The organism is Deltaproteobacteria bacterium (assembly GCA_011773515.1).
In the GTDB taxonomy this organism is placed as follows: domain Bacteria; phylum Desulfobacterota; class Deferrimicrobia; order J040; family J040; genus WVXK01.
The window spans coordinates 7,464-23,414 of record WVXK01000048.1 but is presented as its reverse complement, the minus strand read 5'-3'; the positions used below and the strand labels follow the sequence as shown (position 1 = coordinate 23,414).

Annotated in this window: 19 protein-coding genes, 2 tRNA genes and 2 pseudogenes (2 of these 23 running past the window's edge); 5 read left to right on the top strand and 18 right to left on the bottom strand. The window is 49.8% G+C overall.

What is annotated here, in order from left to right:
- Positions 1 to 25: pseudogene (locus GTN70_04500) on the top strand (hypothetical protein) (it extends 1,844 nt beyond the left edge of the window).
- 279 nt (positions 26 to 304) lie between these two features.
- On the opposite strand, the gene GTN70_04495 reads toward GTN70_04500, so the two are convergent.
- The 3 genes from GTN70_04495 to GTN70_04485 are packed head-to-tail and all read right to left on the bottom strand — an operon-like array spanning position 305 to position 4,350.
- A complete protein-coding gene (locus GTN70_04495) occupies positions 305 to 1,093 on the bottom strand; it encodes a methyltransferase domain-containing protein (GenBank protein ID NIO16244.1) in 789 nt (262 codons plus the stop codon).
- 24 nt (positions 1,094 to 1,117) lie between these two features.
- Positions 1,118 to 2,272, bottom strand: coding sequence for a deoxyguanosinetriphosphate triphosphohydrolase (locus GTN70_04490; GenBank protein ID NIO16243.1), 1,155 nt, complete (start codon positions 2,270 to 2,272; stop codon positions 1,118 to 1,120).
- Between the two features lie 5 nt (positions 2,273 to 2,277).
- The gene (locus GTN70_04485) at positions 2,278 to 4,350 is read right to left on the bottom strand and encodes a diguanylate cyclase (GenBank protein NIO16242.1); all 2,073 of its coding nucleotides are present in this window, start codon (positions 4,348 to 4,350) and stop codon (positions 2,278 to 2,280) included.
- Between the two features lie 215 nt (positions 4,351 to 4,565).
- Between GTN70_04485 and GTN70_04480 the strand changes: the two genes are divergently transcribed.
- Positions 4,566 to 5,093, top strand: coding sequence for a redoxin domain-containing protein (locus GTN70_04480; protein NIO16241.1), 528 nt, complete (start codon positions 4,566 to 4,568; stop codon positions 5,091 to 5,093).
- A 3-nt stretch (positions 5,094 to 5,096) separates the two neighbouring features.
- A complete protein-coding gene (locus tag GTN70_04475) occupies positions 5,097 to 5,639 on the top strand; it encodes a redoxin domain-containing protein (GenBank protein NIO16240.1) in 543 nt (180 codons plus the stop codon).
- A gap of 61 nt (positions 5,640 to 5,700) precedes the next feature.
- Here GTN70_04475 and GTN70_04470 read toward each other — a convergent pair whose 3' ends face one another.
- On the bottom strand, positions 5,701 to 6,393 hold the full coding sequence (locus tag GTN70_04470) for a hypothetical protein (GenBank protein ID NIO16239.1): 693 nt from the start codon (positions 6,391 to 6,393) through the stop codon (positions 5,701 to 5,703).
- A 135-nt stretch (positions 6,394 to 6,528) separates the two neighbouring features.
- Between GTN70_04470 and GTN70_04465 the strand changes: the two genes are divergently transcribed.
- Positions 6,529 to 6,732 (top strand): helix-turn-helix domain-containing protein, encoded by a 204-nt coding sequence (locus GTN70_04465; GenBank protein NIO16238.1) that lies wholly within the window; start codon positions 6,529 to 6,531, stop codon positions 6,730 to 6,732.
- Here the strand turns inward: GTN70_04465 and GTN70_04460 are convergent.
- Entirely contained in the window at positions 6,718 to 6,933 is a 216-nt protein-coding gene (locus GTN70_04460; protein NIO16237.1) for a zinc ribbon domain-containing protein, read from the bottom strand. The genes GTN70_04465 and GTN70_04460 overlap by 15 nt on opposite strands.
- A 115-nt stretch (positions 6,934 to 7,048) precedes the next feature.
- Here GTN70_04460 and GTN70_04455 point away from each other — a divergent pair.
- Positions 7,049 to 7,125, top strand: a tRNA-Arg gene (locus GTN70_04455).
- A gap of 6 nt (positions 7,126 to 7,131) precedes the next feature.
- Here GTN70_04455 and GTN70_04450 read toward each other — a convergent pair.
- From GTN70_04450 to thrS, 13 genes and pseudogenes are all read right to left on the bottom strand, one after another.
- Positions 7,132 to 7,656, bottom strand: a complete 525-nt coding sequence (locus tag GTN70_04450; GenBank protein NIO16236.1) for an adenine phosphoribosyltransferase — start codon at positions 7,654 to 7,656, stop codon at positions 7,132 to 7,134.
- Between the two features lie 54 nt (positions 7,657 to 7,710).
- A complete protein-coding gene (locus GTN70_04445; protein ID NIO16235.1) occupies positions 7,711 to 8,268 on the bottom strand; it encodes a peptidoglycan DD-metalloendopeptidase family protein in 558 nt (185 codons plus the stop codon).
- A gap of 59 nt (positions 8,269 to 8,327) precedes the next feature.
- Positions 8,328 to 8,945 carry a protein-L-isoaspartate(D-aspartate) O-methyltransferase gene (locus tag GTN70_04440; protein NIO16234.1) on the bottom strand — a complete coding sequence of 206 codons (618 nt, stop codon included), beginning with the start codon at positions 8,943 to 8,945 and terminating at the stop codon, positions 8,328 to 8,330.
- A gap of 25 nt (positions 8,946 to 8,970) precedes the next feature.
- Positions 8,971 to 9,795: a 5'/3'-nucleotidase SurE gene (gene surE / locus GTN70_04435; GenBank protein NIO16233.1), complete on the bottom strand. Its 825-nt coding sequence runs from the start codon at positions 9,793 to 9,795 to the stop codon at positions 8,971 to 8,973.
- 153 nt (positions 9,796 to 9,948) lie between these two features.
- Positions 9,949 to 10,025: transfer RNA gene (locus GTN70_04430), tRNA-Pro, on the bottom strand.
- A gap of 4 nt (positions 10,026 to 10,029) precedes the next feature.
- Positions 10,030 to 10,395, bottom strand: coding sequence for a MerR family transcriptional regulator (locus GTN70_04425; protein ID NIO16232.1), 366 nt, complete (start codon positions 10,393 to 10,395; stop codon positions 10,030 to 10,032).
- A gap of 17 nt (positions 10,396 to 10,412) precedes the next feature.
- Complete coding sequence (locus tag GTN70_04420) at positions 10,413 to 10,709, bottom strand: integration host factor subunit alpha (protein NIO16231.1); 297 nt, start codon at positions 10,707 to 10,709, stop codon at positions 10,413 to 10,415.
- Positions 10,710 to 10,723: 14 nt separating this feature from the next.
- Positions 10,724 to 13,135 (bottom strand): phenylalanine--tRNA ligase subunit beta, encoded by a 2,412-nt coding sequence (locus tag GTN70_04415; protein ID NIO16230.1) that lies wholly within the window; start codon positions 13,133 to 13,135, stop codon positions 10,724 to 10,726.
- 25 nt (positions 13,136 to 13,160) lie between these two features.
- Positions 13,161 to 14,174 carry a phenylalanine--tRNA ligase subunit alpha gene (gene pheS, locus GTN70_04410; protein ID NIO16229.1) on the bottom strand — a complete coding sequence of 338 codons (1,014 nt, stop codon included), beginning with the start codon at positions 14,172 to 14,174 and terminating at the stop codon, positions 13,161 to 13,163.
- Positions 14,175 to 14,201: 27 nt separating this feature from the next.
- Positions 14,202 to 14,558 carry a 50S ribosomal protein L20 gene (gene rplT, locus GTN70_04405; GenBank protein ID NIO16228.1) on the bottom strand — a complete coding sequence of 119 codons (357 nt, stop codon included), beginning with the start codon at positions 14,556 to 14,558 and terminating at the stop codon, positions 14,202 to 14,204.
- Positions 14,559 to 14,606: 48 nt separating this feature from the next.
- On the bottom strand, positions 14,607 to 14,804 hold the full coding sequence (gene rpmI / locus GTN70_04400; protein ID NIO16227.1) for a 50S ribosomal protein L35: 198 nt from the start codon (positions 14,802 to 14,804) through the stop codon (positions 14,607 to 14,609).
- Between the two features lie 12 nt (positions 14,805 to 14,816).
- The gene (gene infC / locus GTN70_04395) at positions 14,817 to 15,341 is read right to left on the bottom strand and encodes a translation initiation factor IF-3 (GenBank protein NIO16226.1); all 525 of its coding nucleotides are present in this window, start codon (positions 15,339 to 15,341) and stop codon (positions 14,817 to 14,819) included.
- A pseudogene (thrS, locus tag GTN70_04390) lies at positions 15,325 to 15,951 on the bottom strand (threonine--tRNA ligase); it runs 1,188 nt beyond the window's last position. The gene infC and the pseudogene thrS overlap by 17 nt, the downstream one beginning before the upstream one ends.

The window sequence follows — 15,951 nt, the reverse complement described above, 5'->3', positions numbered from 1 at the left end:
GGAACCAGGTCGTTTGCGCATTTGAAGATGTTTTCGAAGCCTCATATCCGCTTCAAATGTTTCTCGAGAAAGGAAAGGGAACGATTCAATTCTTTGTTGTCGGGACCAGCGACAGGGTTTTTGAAGAAAGATGGCCAGAAATGGCCGAATTCAAGATGAGGATAACGGGGGAAGATCCGGCGAAGGAAGAATGGATCATCTGAATGCCGGTTATAACGTCTGATAATGTATATTATGTTAACTTAGGTGCAGATTGCTCGCTCATTGGCTCTTTCCCGCTCTCTTTTTCCTGATTATCCCCTCTCTACGACGATATAACGATAAACGTCCACTTCATGAACGTATCTTTTTCGAAGCTGTAGAGATCGCGAACGAATTCCTTCACCAGAGAGACCTGTTTGTTGAACGTCTGGCGCGGAAAAAGGCCTGCAGCCTGTGCGGGAATCGTGAGAAATTCTGTCAGAAACTCACTCTCTGCCTGAAAAAGGTATTCTGTGGTAAAATTCTTGATCTTTGATGCTTTTAGCCATTTGATAAGATCAGGAAGGCCAAATGCTCCATATCTGTATGAAAAACCTTCGAAATGTTTCTTTATAAGGTCCTGCCCTCTCATGTCGGAAAGTCCCGAGTAAAAGCTGATTGCAATCTTTCCCCTGTTGTTTAGCAATGTCAGCGCTTGATGGAGACTTTTTTTAAAATCGGGGAGCAAAAAGAGCGATGCTGTGTAGAAAATCGCATCGAATTTCTCTATGAAGTGATCGGATAAATTTTCCGCATCGCCGTGGATGAATATGAAATTGCCCAGATCAGCGTATTTATTCTTTGCAATATCAAGCATATTTGCAGATATATCTATTGCATAATATGAACAATTGTCTCCAAAACACTTATAAAGGCTGTACGTCGATATGCCAGTACCGCAACCAACGTCGAGCACTCTCGAGGCCTTCTCCATCCCTCCCATGATTTCTACCAGCTTGTAGGTAAGGTTTTCAAAAAGGTGATGTTTTTGCTCGAAACGTTCGTAGTGCTCTACACTGGCATCAAAGTTTTCCCTTACTGCTTTTTTGAACCTTTCGTCGAAGCTGCTCATGTGATACCTGGCGGGGATATTCTTTTAGACTTTTTCGTGGGGATCGAACAGTTTCTTGTGCTCATTTAACGCGAATCTGTCTGTCATCCCCGCGATGTAGTCGCATATCACCCTTTCGAGGCCTTCCCTGTTTTTTTTCGCATAAAAGCGCGGGGGCAATTGCTCGGGCCTTGTTCTGTAAGCGTCATAGAGATCCACTATAATCCTTTTCGCTTTTTCCTCCATCCTGATGACCCTGTAGTGGCAGTACATATTATTATATAGGAATTTCTTGAGATCTTCGTTTTTTTCCCTCATTTCCTCGCTGAATGTTATCATTCGGCCGCCGAAGTTGCGAACATCGTCAACCGAGGTAAGTTGCGCCTTCTCGATGCTTTCCCAGGAGTAAAAGGTAAGGTCCCTGGTGAGAAAGGAGATGATCGTCGAAATTCCCCTGTGTTTCAGCGCATCGTCATCGAGTGAGGTATAGTTTTTTCTCACCATCTGTATCGCTTCCTTCCAGAGCGTTACGCCCTCCAGCTGCTTCAACGTGATGAGGCCGCTTCTCAAGCCGTCATCGATGTCGTGATTGCTGTAGGCAATCTCATCGGCCAGGTCGACTATCTGTCCCTCCAGGGAGGGCTCTTTTCCGGGCGAGAATTCAAAGGGAGGCGACGTCGTGTCATAGGCCGATGAATGCTTGCATATTCCCTCTCTCACCTCGTATGTGAGGTTGAGGCCGTTGAACTCAGGATATCTCTTCTCGAGGTGGTCCACCACGCGCAGTGACTGGAGGTTGTGCTCGAAGCCGCCGTGGTTTTCCATCAGGTCGTTCATCGTTCTCTCTCCCGCATGTCCGAAGGGTGTGTGGCCGAGGTCGTGGGCAAGGACGATCGCTTCCGTAAGGTCCTCGTTCAAGCGCAGGGCCCTGGAAATCGACCGCGCTATCTGTGAGACTTCAATCGTGTGGGTCAGGCGCGTGCGGTAGTGATCACCCTCGTGATTCACAAAAACCTGGGTCTTGTATTCCAGCCGCCGGAATGCGGCAGAATGGATAATACGGTCCCGGTCCCTCTGGAAAGCAGTTCGAATCGTATCCTCTGCCTCAGGATGCTTTCGGCCGCGGGAAAGGAGGCTCTTGGACGCGAAGGGGGCAAGCCTTTCACTTTCGAGTTTCTCGTAATCTTCTCTCGTAAGCATGCTCATTACATTCTGTCAGAGATACATATTTTGTCTTTGCCCGTCTTCTTTGCAAGGTAGGAGGCGTCATCCGCCCTGCTTACCAGCTGATCCGGGGTGATGTTGCCTGCATGTGTGGAGCAGATACCGATGCTGACCGTCAATGCCGCCCTCTCATCCTCAACGGGAGACATGTTCATCTTTGCAACTTCGCTCTTGATCCTCTCTGCGAGAACGATGGCACCCCTCTGGTCAGTCTCGGGAAGAATCGCCGTAAACTCATCGCCCCCGTAGCGGGAAACGATGTCGATCTTTCTCACTGCCCTGTTTATGGCCGTCGATATCATTTTCAAGGCCAGGTCGCCCGCCAGATGACCGTAGGTGTCGTTGAACACCTTGAAGTTGTCAACGTCTATCATCATGAGGGAGAGGTTGGTTCCGTATCTCTTCGACCTGTCAAGTTCGCCCCGCAGAAGCTTGAAGAACTCCCTGTGGTTGTAGAGACCCGTCAGCCCGTCGGTTATCGACATCCTCTCTGTCTCCTCATAGAGGTCGGCAATTTCCAGAGCCAGTGACGCTTCGTTCACCAGTCCCACTATGCTGCCGATGTGCTCTGTCTTGAGCTCTTTTTCATCCCGCCCTTCCTTGATGATGAGCACGCCCTCGACGTTGAAGAGGTTGCATTTAAAGCAGGTTTCCTTCGGGTTTTTTGAAGGCTCCACGATATGGGAATCACACTTTACCGCACCCCTCACCCAGCATTTCTGGTCGTTACTCATGTAGGCGGGACAATCATTCGTGCTGCATTTGAAATGCTGGTAACACTTGAACCTCCTGTTTTTCAGAACCGGAATGACAAAGGACGGCCCATTTGCCAGCAGGATGAGATCATCGTAGCGGCAGTCGATCTTGGATGCATCCTCAACATAGTGATATGTCCCGCTCCAGCTCACCTTGGTGAGAAAAAAGGTTTCGTCAAGAAGTGGAATGGTCACCCTCTCTTTGCCGTACTTGAGCGCGTCCAGGTTGAACTCCATTCCGGGAGCATCCCGGTTGAATCTTCCCCAGATAAAATTTTCGTAACCGAGCTCTTTTATCCCTTCGAGCAGGATAGGGATCACGCTATCCTTGTTCAGCGCTTTCAACATCTTCTTCGTTATCGAATGATTGATGAGGAGTTCGTTGTGGTTTCTTCTCAACTCCTTGAGGCTTCCAAGCTCAACCTCCTCGAGCTTCTTTTTCACAACCCTGTGCTCTTCCCTCAAGTTCGTATATTCACCGACCAGCGAGTTGACGTTCAGGTAGAGGTTCTCGGGGTTGATCCCGTCGAGCAGCTCAATTCCCACCTTCTCCCTTCTCTCCTGAAAAAGGTCGATGGACAAGGAAGCCGGCTTGATTATGCGCACGTGAAGAAAGAAAACCAGCGATGCGAGGAAGAGAAATCCCAGGACCACGCAAACCTGGGGAACCAGGGGTATTTCTAAAAAACCCTCGGGAGCGGTAACGGTAACACCGATATCAAATTCAGTGATTGCTTTTTCCCACGAATCAAAATTTTCAATCATTCTTTCCAGGCGTGAGTCAGCGGGAAGCAGCGACGTGTCGGCGAGTGAGATGCGGCCTTCGAGGGAGAAGATTTTGCAGTAAACGCCTCTTGCCGCAAGGCCGTTCAGGTATTCGAGAATGCCGGGAACTCTCAGCTCTGCCGAGGCGATACTTTTCACGTCGGGATTACTTGCCACCGCAAATGGCAGAACCATGCCCTGCTCCGGCTGGTTTCGCAGGTGGCCGATGTAAAGGCTGAACTTTTCTCCTTCCGCTGATTTGAGCATTTTCTTGCCGCGCAGAATGGATGGGTCCTCGGTGAAAGTCACCGGGGTTGCAAGGTACATTTTTATACTGTCAGTAATTTTTTCCGATAGCAGCGCGTCCCCGTTTTTTGCAACGAGCGACGCACTTCTCCAGATTGCAGATGAGATATTCCCGGTGATATTCCCGCTTATGCTCTCAAAGGCCAAATCGGCGTATCTCGCCCTGACGGTTTTGAGGAGAAAGCCAAAAAAGATCGTGAGTGCGGTTAGTTCGATGATAAGGAGCAAAGCGGCTACCCTGCTCCTTTTGATTGTATATTTGGAGGGGGCCCTGTTTTTCATTCCAAACTATATTACGCAAAAACAGTTTGTTTGTTAAGACCAAATTAAGGATCGTGAAGGAGAGTCAAAAAGGCTCTATTTCCACTGATCCATTAAAACATTGACTTTTGGAAAATGATTATTATTATATTGAAACAAAATGAAATCCGGGTGATATCCAAATGAGAGTGGTGTCGATCGTTATTTTGTTTTTCATTCTTCTTCTCTGTGTCTTTCATGCACCACCCTCCTCCTTCGCACTGTGCGTCGAGGTCGGCAAGGCCTCTCCTAACCTGGAACTGACCGACATAGACGGAAAGAAGGTCTCTCTGGATGCGTACAGGGGGAAGATAATACTCCTTGCATTCTGGGCTTCCTGGTGTCCCCGTTGCGAGGAGGAACTGACCTTTCTTCAGGGGGTATACAAGACAAGCCCCGATATCGTGGTCATCGCCATCAACCAGGAGGCACAGAACATATCCAGGGCTCACGTGGCGAGGATAAAGGAAACGCTTACACAGTGGAAGATAGATTTTCCCGTGCTCATCGACAGGGAGCTTTTAGCCTGGGATATGTTCTGCATAAATGCATTGCCCACGAGCATAATTATCGATAAAGCCGGGAAGATCCGCTATGCGGAAGCCAACTATTACTGGGCGTCACAGGACAAGATAGCAAATATAATCAATGAGATCCGAACCGGAAAGTGAGCTATGACGAGACTCGCAAGGTGCTGTCTTGCCACGCTCGTTGTCTTTCTCTGGTCATTCCCTCAACCTGCTCTCCCGGAAGGGCTGATTTCCCTTCTTGAAAGGGGCGATGTTGCCCCTTCATTCGAACTGAAATCTCGTAGCGGCGAACTGGTTTCGTTTAACCCAGGAGGCAGAGCCAGCGTTCTCGTCTTCTGGTCCGCATATTGCAAGGTCTGTACGGAGATTATCCCAGCCCTGAACGAAACCTATGAATTGTACCGCGACGGGGTAAATTTCTTATCCGTCAATGTCGATGGAGAACCCCATGTTGACAACGTGGTTCTTTTCATAGATGATCACGATATCCTCTATCCCGTGGCATTCGATGCGATTGTCGATGACTTTTTTATCGCTGCGGACAAATATGGCATCATACATACCCCGACGATCTTCTTCATAGGCAAGGATAAACAGGTAATCGATGTCCTTGAGGGGGATGAGGTAAAAAAGGTAAAAGAGCGTGCAGAGAAGATCCTCCGCATGCCGGCGTCGAATCAGAATTAGGTCACGAGCGCACTTTTTTCTCAATCGCCAAGCCCGTTAACGGCATTCTGAAAGAGGGCTGTCAACGGCTCAAGGTTCCCGTCATACCTGCATATATATTTCCCGCCATTTCAAATATAAATTGTGTATTTAACTTAATACTATTAAACCATAACATTATTATATCTTCTATAAACACCTTTTTTTCAATAACTCCCGGCAAAAGATAAACGGGCAGAATGATGAAGTTCAGGAGCAGGACAACGGTTGCTGAAAAAAGGTATCCGTTCCGCTTGATATCCTCCTGGCCTGAAACAAAGGATTTTGCCGTGAAGGCGAGCATCATGGTGAGAAGATACCCTGCTGCGAGGAAATATGCCCGTATTCCGGCCTGAAATCCCGCTTTCCGAAAGAGAATGGCAAGGAGAACCAAAAAAATTATGAGTGGATAGAACAGGTAAGGTGAAAGATCTATGAGAAAATTAGTTTTTTCCACGACCACCTTCCCGCCCCGCCTGCGTGTTACGTGAAAACCCTTGACATCTTTGAGGAACATTTTCGACGCCAGCAGGTGAGAAAATTCGTGATTCCATACATAAAAATTTTCAGGTTTTCTCACGACGTGGACCAGGAGGTATATCACGCATCCCAGACCAAACAAAAGGTAATAGACTTTATCGAGCATACTCCCCACATAGCGGAAAGGAAATGACCATACGACGAGAAAATCCAGGCAAAACAATATTATTCCTGCTACGAGCTTAAACAGTTTCATCTGGGCTCTTTGTATGAAAACGGGTTAATTCGATTAAAGATAATGAAAAATACGAACCCTTGCAAGGCTTTTTCCGTTTACTTCGCTTATCTGTTATGTTATATAAAATAAAAAGCCGTTTTGTTCGGAGGATTGATGGGCTTGAAAAGCATGCCGAATATTCTCAAGACCAGGGACATAGCTATTTTGCTCGACCTGAGTCCCGATTCGGTCAACGACATGGCGAGAAAAGGTCAGATAAAGGGCTATAAGAGCGGAAACCAGTGGCGATTCAGGAAAAAAGACGTTGAAAAATTTTTGAAGAAGTACAACCAGAGGCACACTTCAGGCACAGGATGAGCAGCTGCTCGCCTTGCAACCGGCACAACCGGCACCTCCACCCTGCTTGAATTTCCCTTCCGATTTGTAGGCGAATACCGACATGAGCTGGACAAGCTCCGGGGAACCGCAAAACTTGCAGATCTCACCGTCCATGGATCCGAAAACAAGGTACTCTCCAACCTTTGCGCATTTTTTGCACTCGAGCTCGTAGATAGGCATATGCGCCTCTATTTCCCTCTCTTTAGGAGAATATCATACCACATGGCCACCCGATCGTAACGTCGAATCAATTGAAAACATCATTTTGCTGTGTTATGATCATACCCTGTTTGCTGCCCCCGTAGCTCAGGCGGATAGAGCAGCGGTTTCCTAAACCGCGTGCCGGGAGTTCGAGTCTCTCCGGGGGCACCACCCTCCTTAATCCTCGAACACCAAAAGGGAAAAGTGGCCATAAGGTTTGATCTTCTCGCTTCCCCCGAGGGCAGAGAGTTCCGCGAGGAACGCGCATTCAACGATCTCACCGCCCATTCTCTTTACAAGGTCGATCACCGCTTTGATCGTGCCGCCCGTCGCAAGAACGTCGTCTGCGATGAGTATCTTCATTCCGGGCTTGACGGCGTCCTTGTGGATTTCCAGGCTGTCCTCGCCATACTCGAGCTGGTAGGTGACGCTCTCGGTCTCTGCGGGCAGTTTTCCGGGTTTTCTCACGATGATGACACCCGAGCAGAGTTTATAAGCAAGGGCTGCGCCCATGATGAAGCCCCGCGCCTCGACACCGACGACGGCGTCGATGTGAACGTTGGTGTAGCGATGTGCGATGAGGTCGATGGCCATTTGAAAAGACTTGGGGTCGGCCAGCAGCGTCGTGATATCCTTGAAAAGAATTCCTTTCTTGGGAAAGTCAGCAACGTCTCTAATCTTCGCCTTCAGTTCTCCGTGCATAGAGAAAACCACCTCCTGTAAAGATTTTTATGTTTCCCGATCTCTTCACAGCTATCAGAGAAGGAGATAATCGACAGGGTTGACCAGTTTTTCGTTGTGGCGCACCTCGAAGTGCAGGTGCGGGCCCGTCGCCCTACCCGTCTTCCCCACCTTTCCGATTCTCTCTCTCTGACGGACCGAGTTGCCTACTTTCGTCAGGATTTTTTTCAGGTGAGAATAGAGGGTCATGTATCCATTCTGGTGGTCTATGATAACGGTCTTGCCGTAACCCGAGTAACCCGAGCCGGCATAAATCACCTTTCCTGATAGCGCGGCCATCACGGGGGAACCCGAAGGTGCCGCGATGTCTATCCCCTTGTGATGGTGCCTGCTCCTGCGTTCCCCGAACCTCCCGGTAATCGTGCCGCTCACGGGCTTTATGAAGATCTTTTTCTTGACGGAAACAGGCGGCTTGACAATGGGAACGTCCAGGTGCTTCACGGCGCCGGGGATGAAGATCCTCTGTCCGGCCTTTATGTCAAAAGGGTCATCGATATCGTTGTAGGAAACGATCTTGCCCAATGGGACGTTGTACGTGACCGATATCCGGTAAAGGGTCTGTCCTCTCTTCACCCTGTGGTAGACTCCCGGCTGTGCGCATGAAACGATCAGGAGAAAAGAGATGAAAAGAATCAGTTGTCTCTGAAACCATATTTCCCGACGAGTTTTACGAATCTGCACCCTCCAAGATAGGTTTTGTCGAGACCCCCCGCCCTCTTGATCCCCTTCAACAGCTCCTGCTCGAACTGCTTGCCAACGGGAGCGACAACGATTCCCCCCTCGGACAGTTGCTCCACGACGGGCTGCGGAATGTTCGGTGTCGCTGCGGTTATCAACACCCTGTCATAGGGGGCTTCGTCAGGATACCCGACCGTTCCGTCACCTACAATGATCTGAACGTTGCGATAACCGAGACCGGATAGCGCCGCTTCAGCCCTCTCGGCAAGCTTTGGTATCCTCTCTATCGTAATTACCCTTTCGGCAAGTTCGCAGAGTATGGCAGCCTGATAGCCGGAACCGGTCCCGAGCTCCAGAACCTTTTCGCTTCCGGTTAGCTGGAGGTGCTGCGTCATCAGGGCAACTATGTAGGGCTGGGAAATGGTCTGATTATAACCAATCGGGAGGGGACAGTCATCGTATGCCCGGTCTCTCTGATGGAGGGGAATAAACAGGTGCCGGGGGATTGCCCGCATCGCCTCGAGGAGCCGCGAATCTCGTATGCCTCTCTTCATGATCTGGCTCTCGACCATGTGCGATCTCAACCTGCTCAAAACGTCAGGATCGGCTTCTCCCTTCACGCCTGCCTCCCCCTTTTGATATCCTCATTGATTTATTCAACGAGTCTTCCCAGTACCGTAACTGTCTGAGCGATTTGTAATTGGTCAGGTCAAGGTGAAGAGGTGTAATGCTTATGTAATCGCTGTTTACAGCGAGAATGTCCGTACCCTTCCTGTTCTCAAAGCCTATCTCCTCCCCTGCTATCCAGTAATATTTTCTTCCGCGGGGGTCGGTTTTCTCGATGACGGCATCGCTGTAAATCCGCTTTCCCTGCCGGGTAATCTTTATTCCTTTGATCTCCTTCTCAGCAACGTTGGGGACATTGACGTTTAAGAGCGTGTCCTCGGGAAGACCTTTCACCAGGATTTCTCTTGCAATGTCTGTAGCGACCCTCATTGCGATATCGAATCGGAAATTGTTCCTCGTCACGAGTGATATCGCAAACGAGGGGATGCCGAGCAACCTGCCTTCGATCGCTGCAGAGACGGTCCCGGAGTAGGTGATGTCATCACCCAGGTTGCCCCCTTTGTTGATTCCCGACGCCACGAGTGCAGGTTTTTCCCGGAGGATTTTATTCACGGCGAGATTGATGCAGTCTGTCGGGGTACCGTCAACGGCGTATATACCCGGCTTTACCCTGTCTACCCTCAGGGGACGCTGCAGGGTAAGTGAATGGCTGACACCACTTCTCTCCCTGTCGGGAGCTATGACAACGACGCGGGCTAATTTTCTCATAGCCTTCGCAAGGGCATGCAGGCCTTCCGAATGTATACCGTCATCATTGGAAATAAGTATGAGGGGCTTCTTCACTTTTCCTGACATGTGGTCACCCTGTTCCTGCAGATACGTTTATGATGCAGCAGTTTCTTCCCCCTTCTATTTTACCGTCTCCATTGTAGGATGATCGCCTTGAGGAATCAAATAACGGCGGATTGAGACAGCAAGCAACATCCGTGGCGGTAAGGAAAGAAAAAATGGTCGGGGCGACTGGATTTGAACCAGCGACCCCTTGCACCCCATGCAAGTGCGCTACCATGCTGCGCTACGCCCCGACGGTCATCTCGTGGTCTTCTCGAGTATTTTCTTTATTCTTTTCAGCTCTCCCTTTACGTTGAGAAGCATTTTTTGATACTTTCCCTCGTCGAGGGACAGGGATAACTGCTTTTCTTTTTCGTCCTTTTGAAGCTCCTTTAGTTTGTTCTTGGCGCCGTCTATGGTGAATTTCTTGTTATACAGGAGATCTTTTATCGTTAAGAGAAGCTCGATATCTTTCGCCTTGTAGATCCTGTGGCTCGTCTTTGTCTTCGCCCTGTTTATCTTGAATTCAGATTCCCAGAATCGTATTACGTACGCCTTTACACCAACAATTTTGCTTACTTCCCCAATTTTAAAGTAGATTTTATCAGGGATACTTTGCTTCAAACCCTGCCCTCGTCAATTTACAGAACTTCTTCCTGATCCAAGCTGTTGATGTGATCTTTAAGGATCTGGCTTGCCTTGAAGGTGAGCACCCTCCTGGCAGAAATTTCTATGTCCTCACCCGTCTGGGGATTCCGACCCCTGCGGGGCCTCTTCACTCTCACGGAGAAGTTTCCAAATCCGGAAATCTTTATTTTCTCTCCATCTTTGAGGCTTTCCTTGAGCGTATCGAACACCGTCTCTACGATGTCTTTTGCCTCTTTCTTGGATAGCCCCACCTTTTCGTAAATGATTTCTACCAGATCCGCCTTCGTCATATTTTCCTCCTTCTTTAACTACTTCTGACCATACCACCAAATCTGTTTTCTATGAGAATAATTATTTTTCTATGAATATCATTAACTTCCTGTTCAGTCAAGGTTCTATTGTCTGCCTGATACACCACGCGCAAGCCGATACTTTTCTTATCCGGCGGGAGTTTTTCTGAGCGATAAACGTCAAATATCGAGACGCTCGCTATCAGGGAGTCATCCACTCTCTTGACGTATGCAAGGATGTCACCGACGGGAATTTCCCTGTTGATGAAAAAAGAGATGTCTCGCTCCATCGGGGGATACCTGGAGATCTGGCGGTACGTTCTTTCGGGACTCCTTATTTTAAAGAGAAGATCGAGGTTGATTTCAAAACAGTAGACTTCCGTTTCAATATCGAAGAGATCGCAAACGGCTGCATTAATTAATCCGATGTAACCGACCGTTTTGTGTTCGAATTTGATGGCTGCCGATTCTCCAGGTTGAAAAATTCCCGGGGTCTTTTCCGCCACGATGAAGGTATCATCGATCTTGAGCCCGGCGAATATTTTATCGAGGACGTTCCTTGCGTAGTAGAAGTCGACCTTTTTCTCCCTCCCCGACAGGGGATCGATGGAGAGATTGCCCGTAAATATAGTGGCGAGCCTGTTTTCCTCGAAGAACTCCTTTTTGAGGGACTTTTTAAAAATCTTTCCTATCTCGAACAGGCGCACATCCCTGTTGTACCTCGATATATTCGTGCTGGCACTTTTGAGCAAGCCGGGCAGGAGGGAAGGTCTCAGCAGGCCCGTGTCATCGGATATCGGGTTTTTAATCGTGACGGGCGACTCGGAGAAATCATCTGAATATTCTGTTAGCTGATTGAACGTCTTCTCTGATATGAAAGAGTAGTTTATCGATTCCATCAGGCCGAGGGACGAGAGGATCTGGGAGGCACTTTTTTTAAACTCGATGAATTCGTGGTCTGCGGAAGAGTGGGGGATGTCGGCTTTCGGATAGGTGGTGGGTACGTTGTGGTACCCCAGCATCCGCGCTATCTCCTCTACGAGGTCTATCTCGCGTGTAACGTCGAACCTGAACGAAGGAACGTGTACGAGAATCTCATCTCCTTTTCCATCGGCCAGCTCAAAGCCGAGGTTCCGGAAAACCTGCACGGCATCTTTTTTTGCGATCTTCATACCGGTAATTCTCTGTGCATTCTTCGTGCGGAGCCGGACCGGGGTATATGTGCTGATCTCACTCTTTTCATCGATGAACCCCCTGCAGGTAGTGAAGGATGAGAAACCCGCGAGTATCGTCAAGGCCCTGTCTATCGCAAGAAGGGTCCCCGCCGGGTCCACTCCCCTCTCAAACCGGTAGGATGATTCAGTTGAAATTCCGAGCCGGTTCCTGCTTTTCCTCACGGATAGGGGGTTGAAATGGGCACTTTCGAAGAGAACCTTCCTGGTTCCCCGATGCACCTCGCTGTTTTCCCCTCCCATGATTCCCGCAACTGCAACCGGGTCTTTTCCGTCCCAGATCAACAGGGTCTCTTCATGGATCTGCCTGTCGATCCCATCGAGAGTCGTAAACGATTTGACATCGCCTGCCCTCTTGACCAGTATCCTGCGCTCCTTTATCAGGTCAAGGTCGAAGGCATGCATGGGCTGTCCGAGCTCGAGGAGGAGATAATTGGTAATGTCGACGATATTGTTGATGGGCCTCATTCCACAGATCTGAAGCCTCCTCTGCAGCCACAGGGGTGATGGGGAAACTTCGACATCATATATGACACGGGATGAATAGCGGGGGCAGAGATCGTAATCTTCAATCCCGATGGTCACCTCACGCTCTATATCAGATCCCTCCTCGGGAAAGAAGATGTGAGGCTTCTTCAGAGGAAACCCGCCAAGTGCGGCAACTTCCCGGGCTATCCCGTAGACGGAAAGGCAATCTCCCCTGTTCGGTGTGATATCGAACTCCATCAGGTAGTCATCAAGGAAGAGTGTTTCCACAATCGGTTTCCCGGGTTGTGTGTCGTCGGGCAAGATCATGATACCTTCGTGCTCGTCAGATATTCCAAGCTCTCTCTCTGAACACATCATTCCTTCCGAGTAGTAGCCCCTGATTTTAGTTTTTTTTATCTCCATGCCACCGGGAAGCGTTGCCCCGATGTGCGCGAGGGGTACCCTGTCTCCCTCGGAAATATTGGTGGCTCCGCAGACGATCTGATAATCGCGCTCTCCATCAGTGACGGTGCAGAGGGTCAGCTTTCCCGCGTTTGGATGGGGTTTGATCGATTTGATACGTGCGGTTACGATACTATCCAGGCCGTTTCCCAGATATCTGACAGAGGATGTCTCGATGCCCGCCATCGTCAGCCTGTCGGCCGTTTCGTGGGGATCCAGATCTGTCTCGACGAATTCTCTTATCCAGGAGTACAGGGCCTTCAAAGCCTACCCCTCCATCTTGATACCGTTAAAATTGAGCGAGAAAGCGGGTATCGTTCTCGAAGAAGAGCCTTATATCGTTTATTCCATACTTGAGCATGGTTATTCTCTCCACTCCCATCCCAAATGCGAAACCCGAATAGTGTTCGAAGTCATAATTGACGAATTCGAATACTGCCGGGTCTATCATCCCACATCCCAGGATCTCCAGCCATCCCGTTTCACTGCAGACCCTGCACCCATCTCCGTTGCAGATTACACATTCGATATCAACTTCAGCGCTCGGCTCGGTGAAGGGGAAGTAGGAGGGGCGAAAACGCAGGGTTGCCCTTCTGTTGAAAATCAGCCCGCAAAACTCAGTCAGGACACCCTTCAGATCAGAGAAGGTGACATCCCTGTCTACTGCGAAACCCTCCACCTGGTGAAACATGGGAGAGTGGGTAATGTCATAGTCGCAGCGGTACACGGTGCCCGGTGCGATAACGCGCACGGGGGGCTGTAACCGCTCCATCACGCGGATCTGAATCGGGGAGGTGTGCGTGCGCAGTACCAGGTCTCCATCCAGGTTCGCTATGTAGAAGGTGTCCTGCATATCCCTGGCTGGATGGTCGGGGGGGATATTCAGTGCTTCAAAGTTGTAATAGTCCGTTTCTATGTCAGGGCCTGAAAACACGGTGAAACCGAGCCGGGAAAAAACATCGATGATATGAAAGAGGGTTTCCGATACGGGATGGATTTTTCCGGTGGGAATGAGATGCAGGGGAAGGGTGACGTCGGTCGCCGCTTCGGTGCCGATCCGCTCCTTCCTCCTCCTCTTTATCTCCGCGAGCTTCGCATCGAAGAGCCGTTCGAGCTCACGTTTCGCTTCGTTTGAGCTTTTCCCGGCCTTTCTCCTCTCTTCTGCAGGAAGAGACCCGAGGGTTTTCATGAGGGCAGACAACGACCCTTTCCTGCCGAAATACCTCCCCTTTATCTCGAGGAGGTCTCCCTCCTTCTCGGCATTTTCAATGAGATCTTTTGCTTCTTGACGGATGCTCTTTATTGTTTCGTGTAGATCGGACAATTCGGCTCAACCCAGAGATGATTTCGCAATTTCCACTAAGTGCCTGAAAGCATCTTCGTCGTGGATTGCAAGGTTGGCGAGGATTTTCCTGTCGATATCGACGTCCGCTCTTTTCAGGCCGTTTATGAACTTGCTGTATGAAAGCCCGTGAAGCCGGGTGGCCGCGTTTATCCTCTGGATCCAGAGCGCACGTATATCCCTCTTACGCACTTTCCTGTCACGGTAGGAATACATGAGGGCCTTGGCCACGGATTCTTTTGCGGTTCTCACAAGCCTGCTCCTTCCCCCTCTGTATCCCTTCGCCATCTTGAGGATCTTCTTCTTCTTCTTTCTCGTATGGCTGCTTCTTTTTGCTCTCGACATCTTACCGTCTCCTGGAAGTTATATCTTTTCCCCGTCTCCCGCGCCACTTCAGAGGTAGGGTATGAGTTTCTTGACAGCTTTGACGTTCGTCGAATCTATCATGACCGACTTTCTCAGCCTTCTCTTGCGCTTCGTGCTCTTATGGGTGAGCAGATGGCTCTTGTTCGCGCTGTTCTTTCTTATCTTTCCCGTTGCGGTAACCTTGAACCGCTTAGCTGCTCCCCTGTTCGTCTTGATTTTCGGCATCCTATCCTCCCGTTAGCTTTTCTTCTTGACCGCAAGGGGACCAAGGATCATTACGATTGTCCTTCCTTCCGATTTTGGATGTGACTCGACTTTCGCTAACTCCGAGACTTCCTCGGCAATCCTGTTGAGCAACGCCAGTCCCTGGCTCTGGAATGCCATCTCCCTTCCCCTGAACCTGCAGGTTACTTTCACCTTGTCTCCATCGCCGAGAAAGCGCCTGATATGTTTTAACTTAACCTGGAAATCGTGCTCATCGGTTCTGGGTCTTATCTTCATCTCTTTCACATTGATTATGGTCTGCTTCTTCCTGGCCTCGTGTTCCTTCTTGCTCTGGAGGTACTTGTATTTTCCATAATCCATTATCCTGCATACGGGCGGATTGGCATTTGGCGCAACCTCGACCAGGTCGAGACCCAGGTCTTTGGCTCTATTGAGGGCTTCTTCGGTGCTGACGATTCCGACCTGCTCACCGTCTGCACTGACCAATCTTACTTCGGTAGCAGTAATCCGGTTGTTCACCCTAACCTTCTTTGCTATGGCCTTCCTCCTTTCCTTCCAGTTCTGACCTTATCATCGAAATGAATTCGTCAACGGACATCGATGGAAGATGCCTGTCCCCCCTCTGTCTCGGGGTAACCGTACCCGTTTCCATTTCCCTTTCGCCAAGGACCAGGGCATAGGGTATCTTGCTGACCTGGGCCTCTCTTATCTTGAAGGAGAGCTTTTCGTTTCTCATGTCCTCTCTTACCCTGACCCCTTCGCTGCGAAGCTTCTGCGCTACCTGCTCGCAGTAATCCCTCGTCCTGTCCGTTACGGTCAACAGGGTTACCTGGACGGGCGCAAGCCAGAGGGGAAAAGCGCCGGCGTAGTGCTCGATGAGGATGCCGAAAAACCTCTCGAGTGACCCCATGAGCGCCCGGTGTATCATGATAGCCCGGTGCTCCTTTCCGTCGGATGCTATGTAGTTCACGTCGAACCTCTCGGGGTTGTTGAAATCAACCTGAATCGTCGAACACTGCCAGGCCCTTCCCAGAACGTCCTTAATCTTGATGTCGATCTTCGGGCCGTAGAAAACGCCTGCTCCGGGATCGACCTGATAGGGAAGGCCTTTTTTATCCAGCGCCTCCTTCAGGGCATCCTCTGCCCT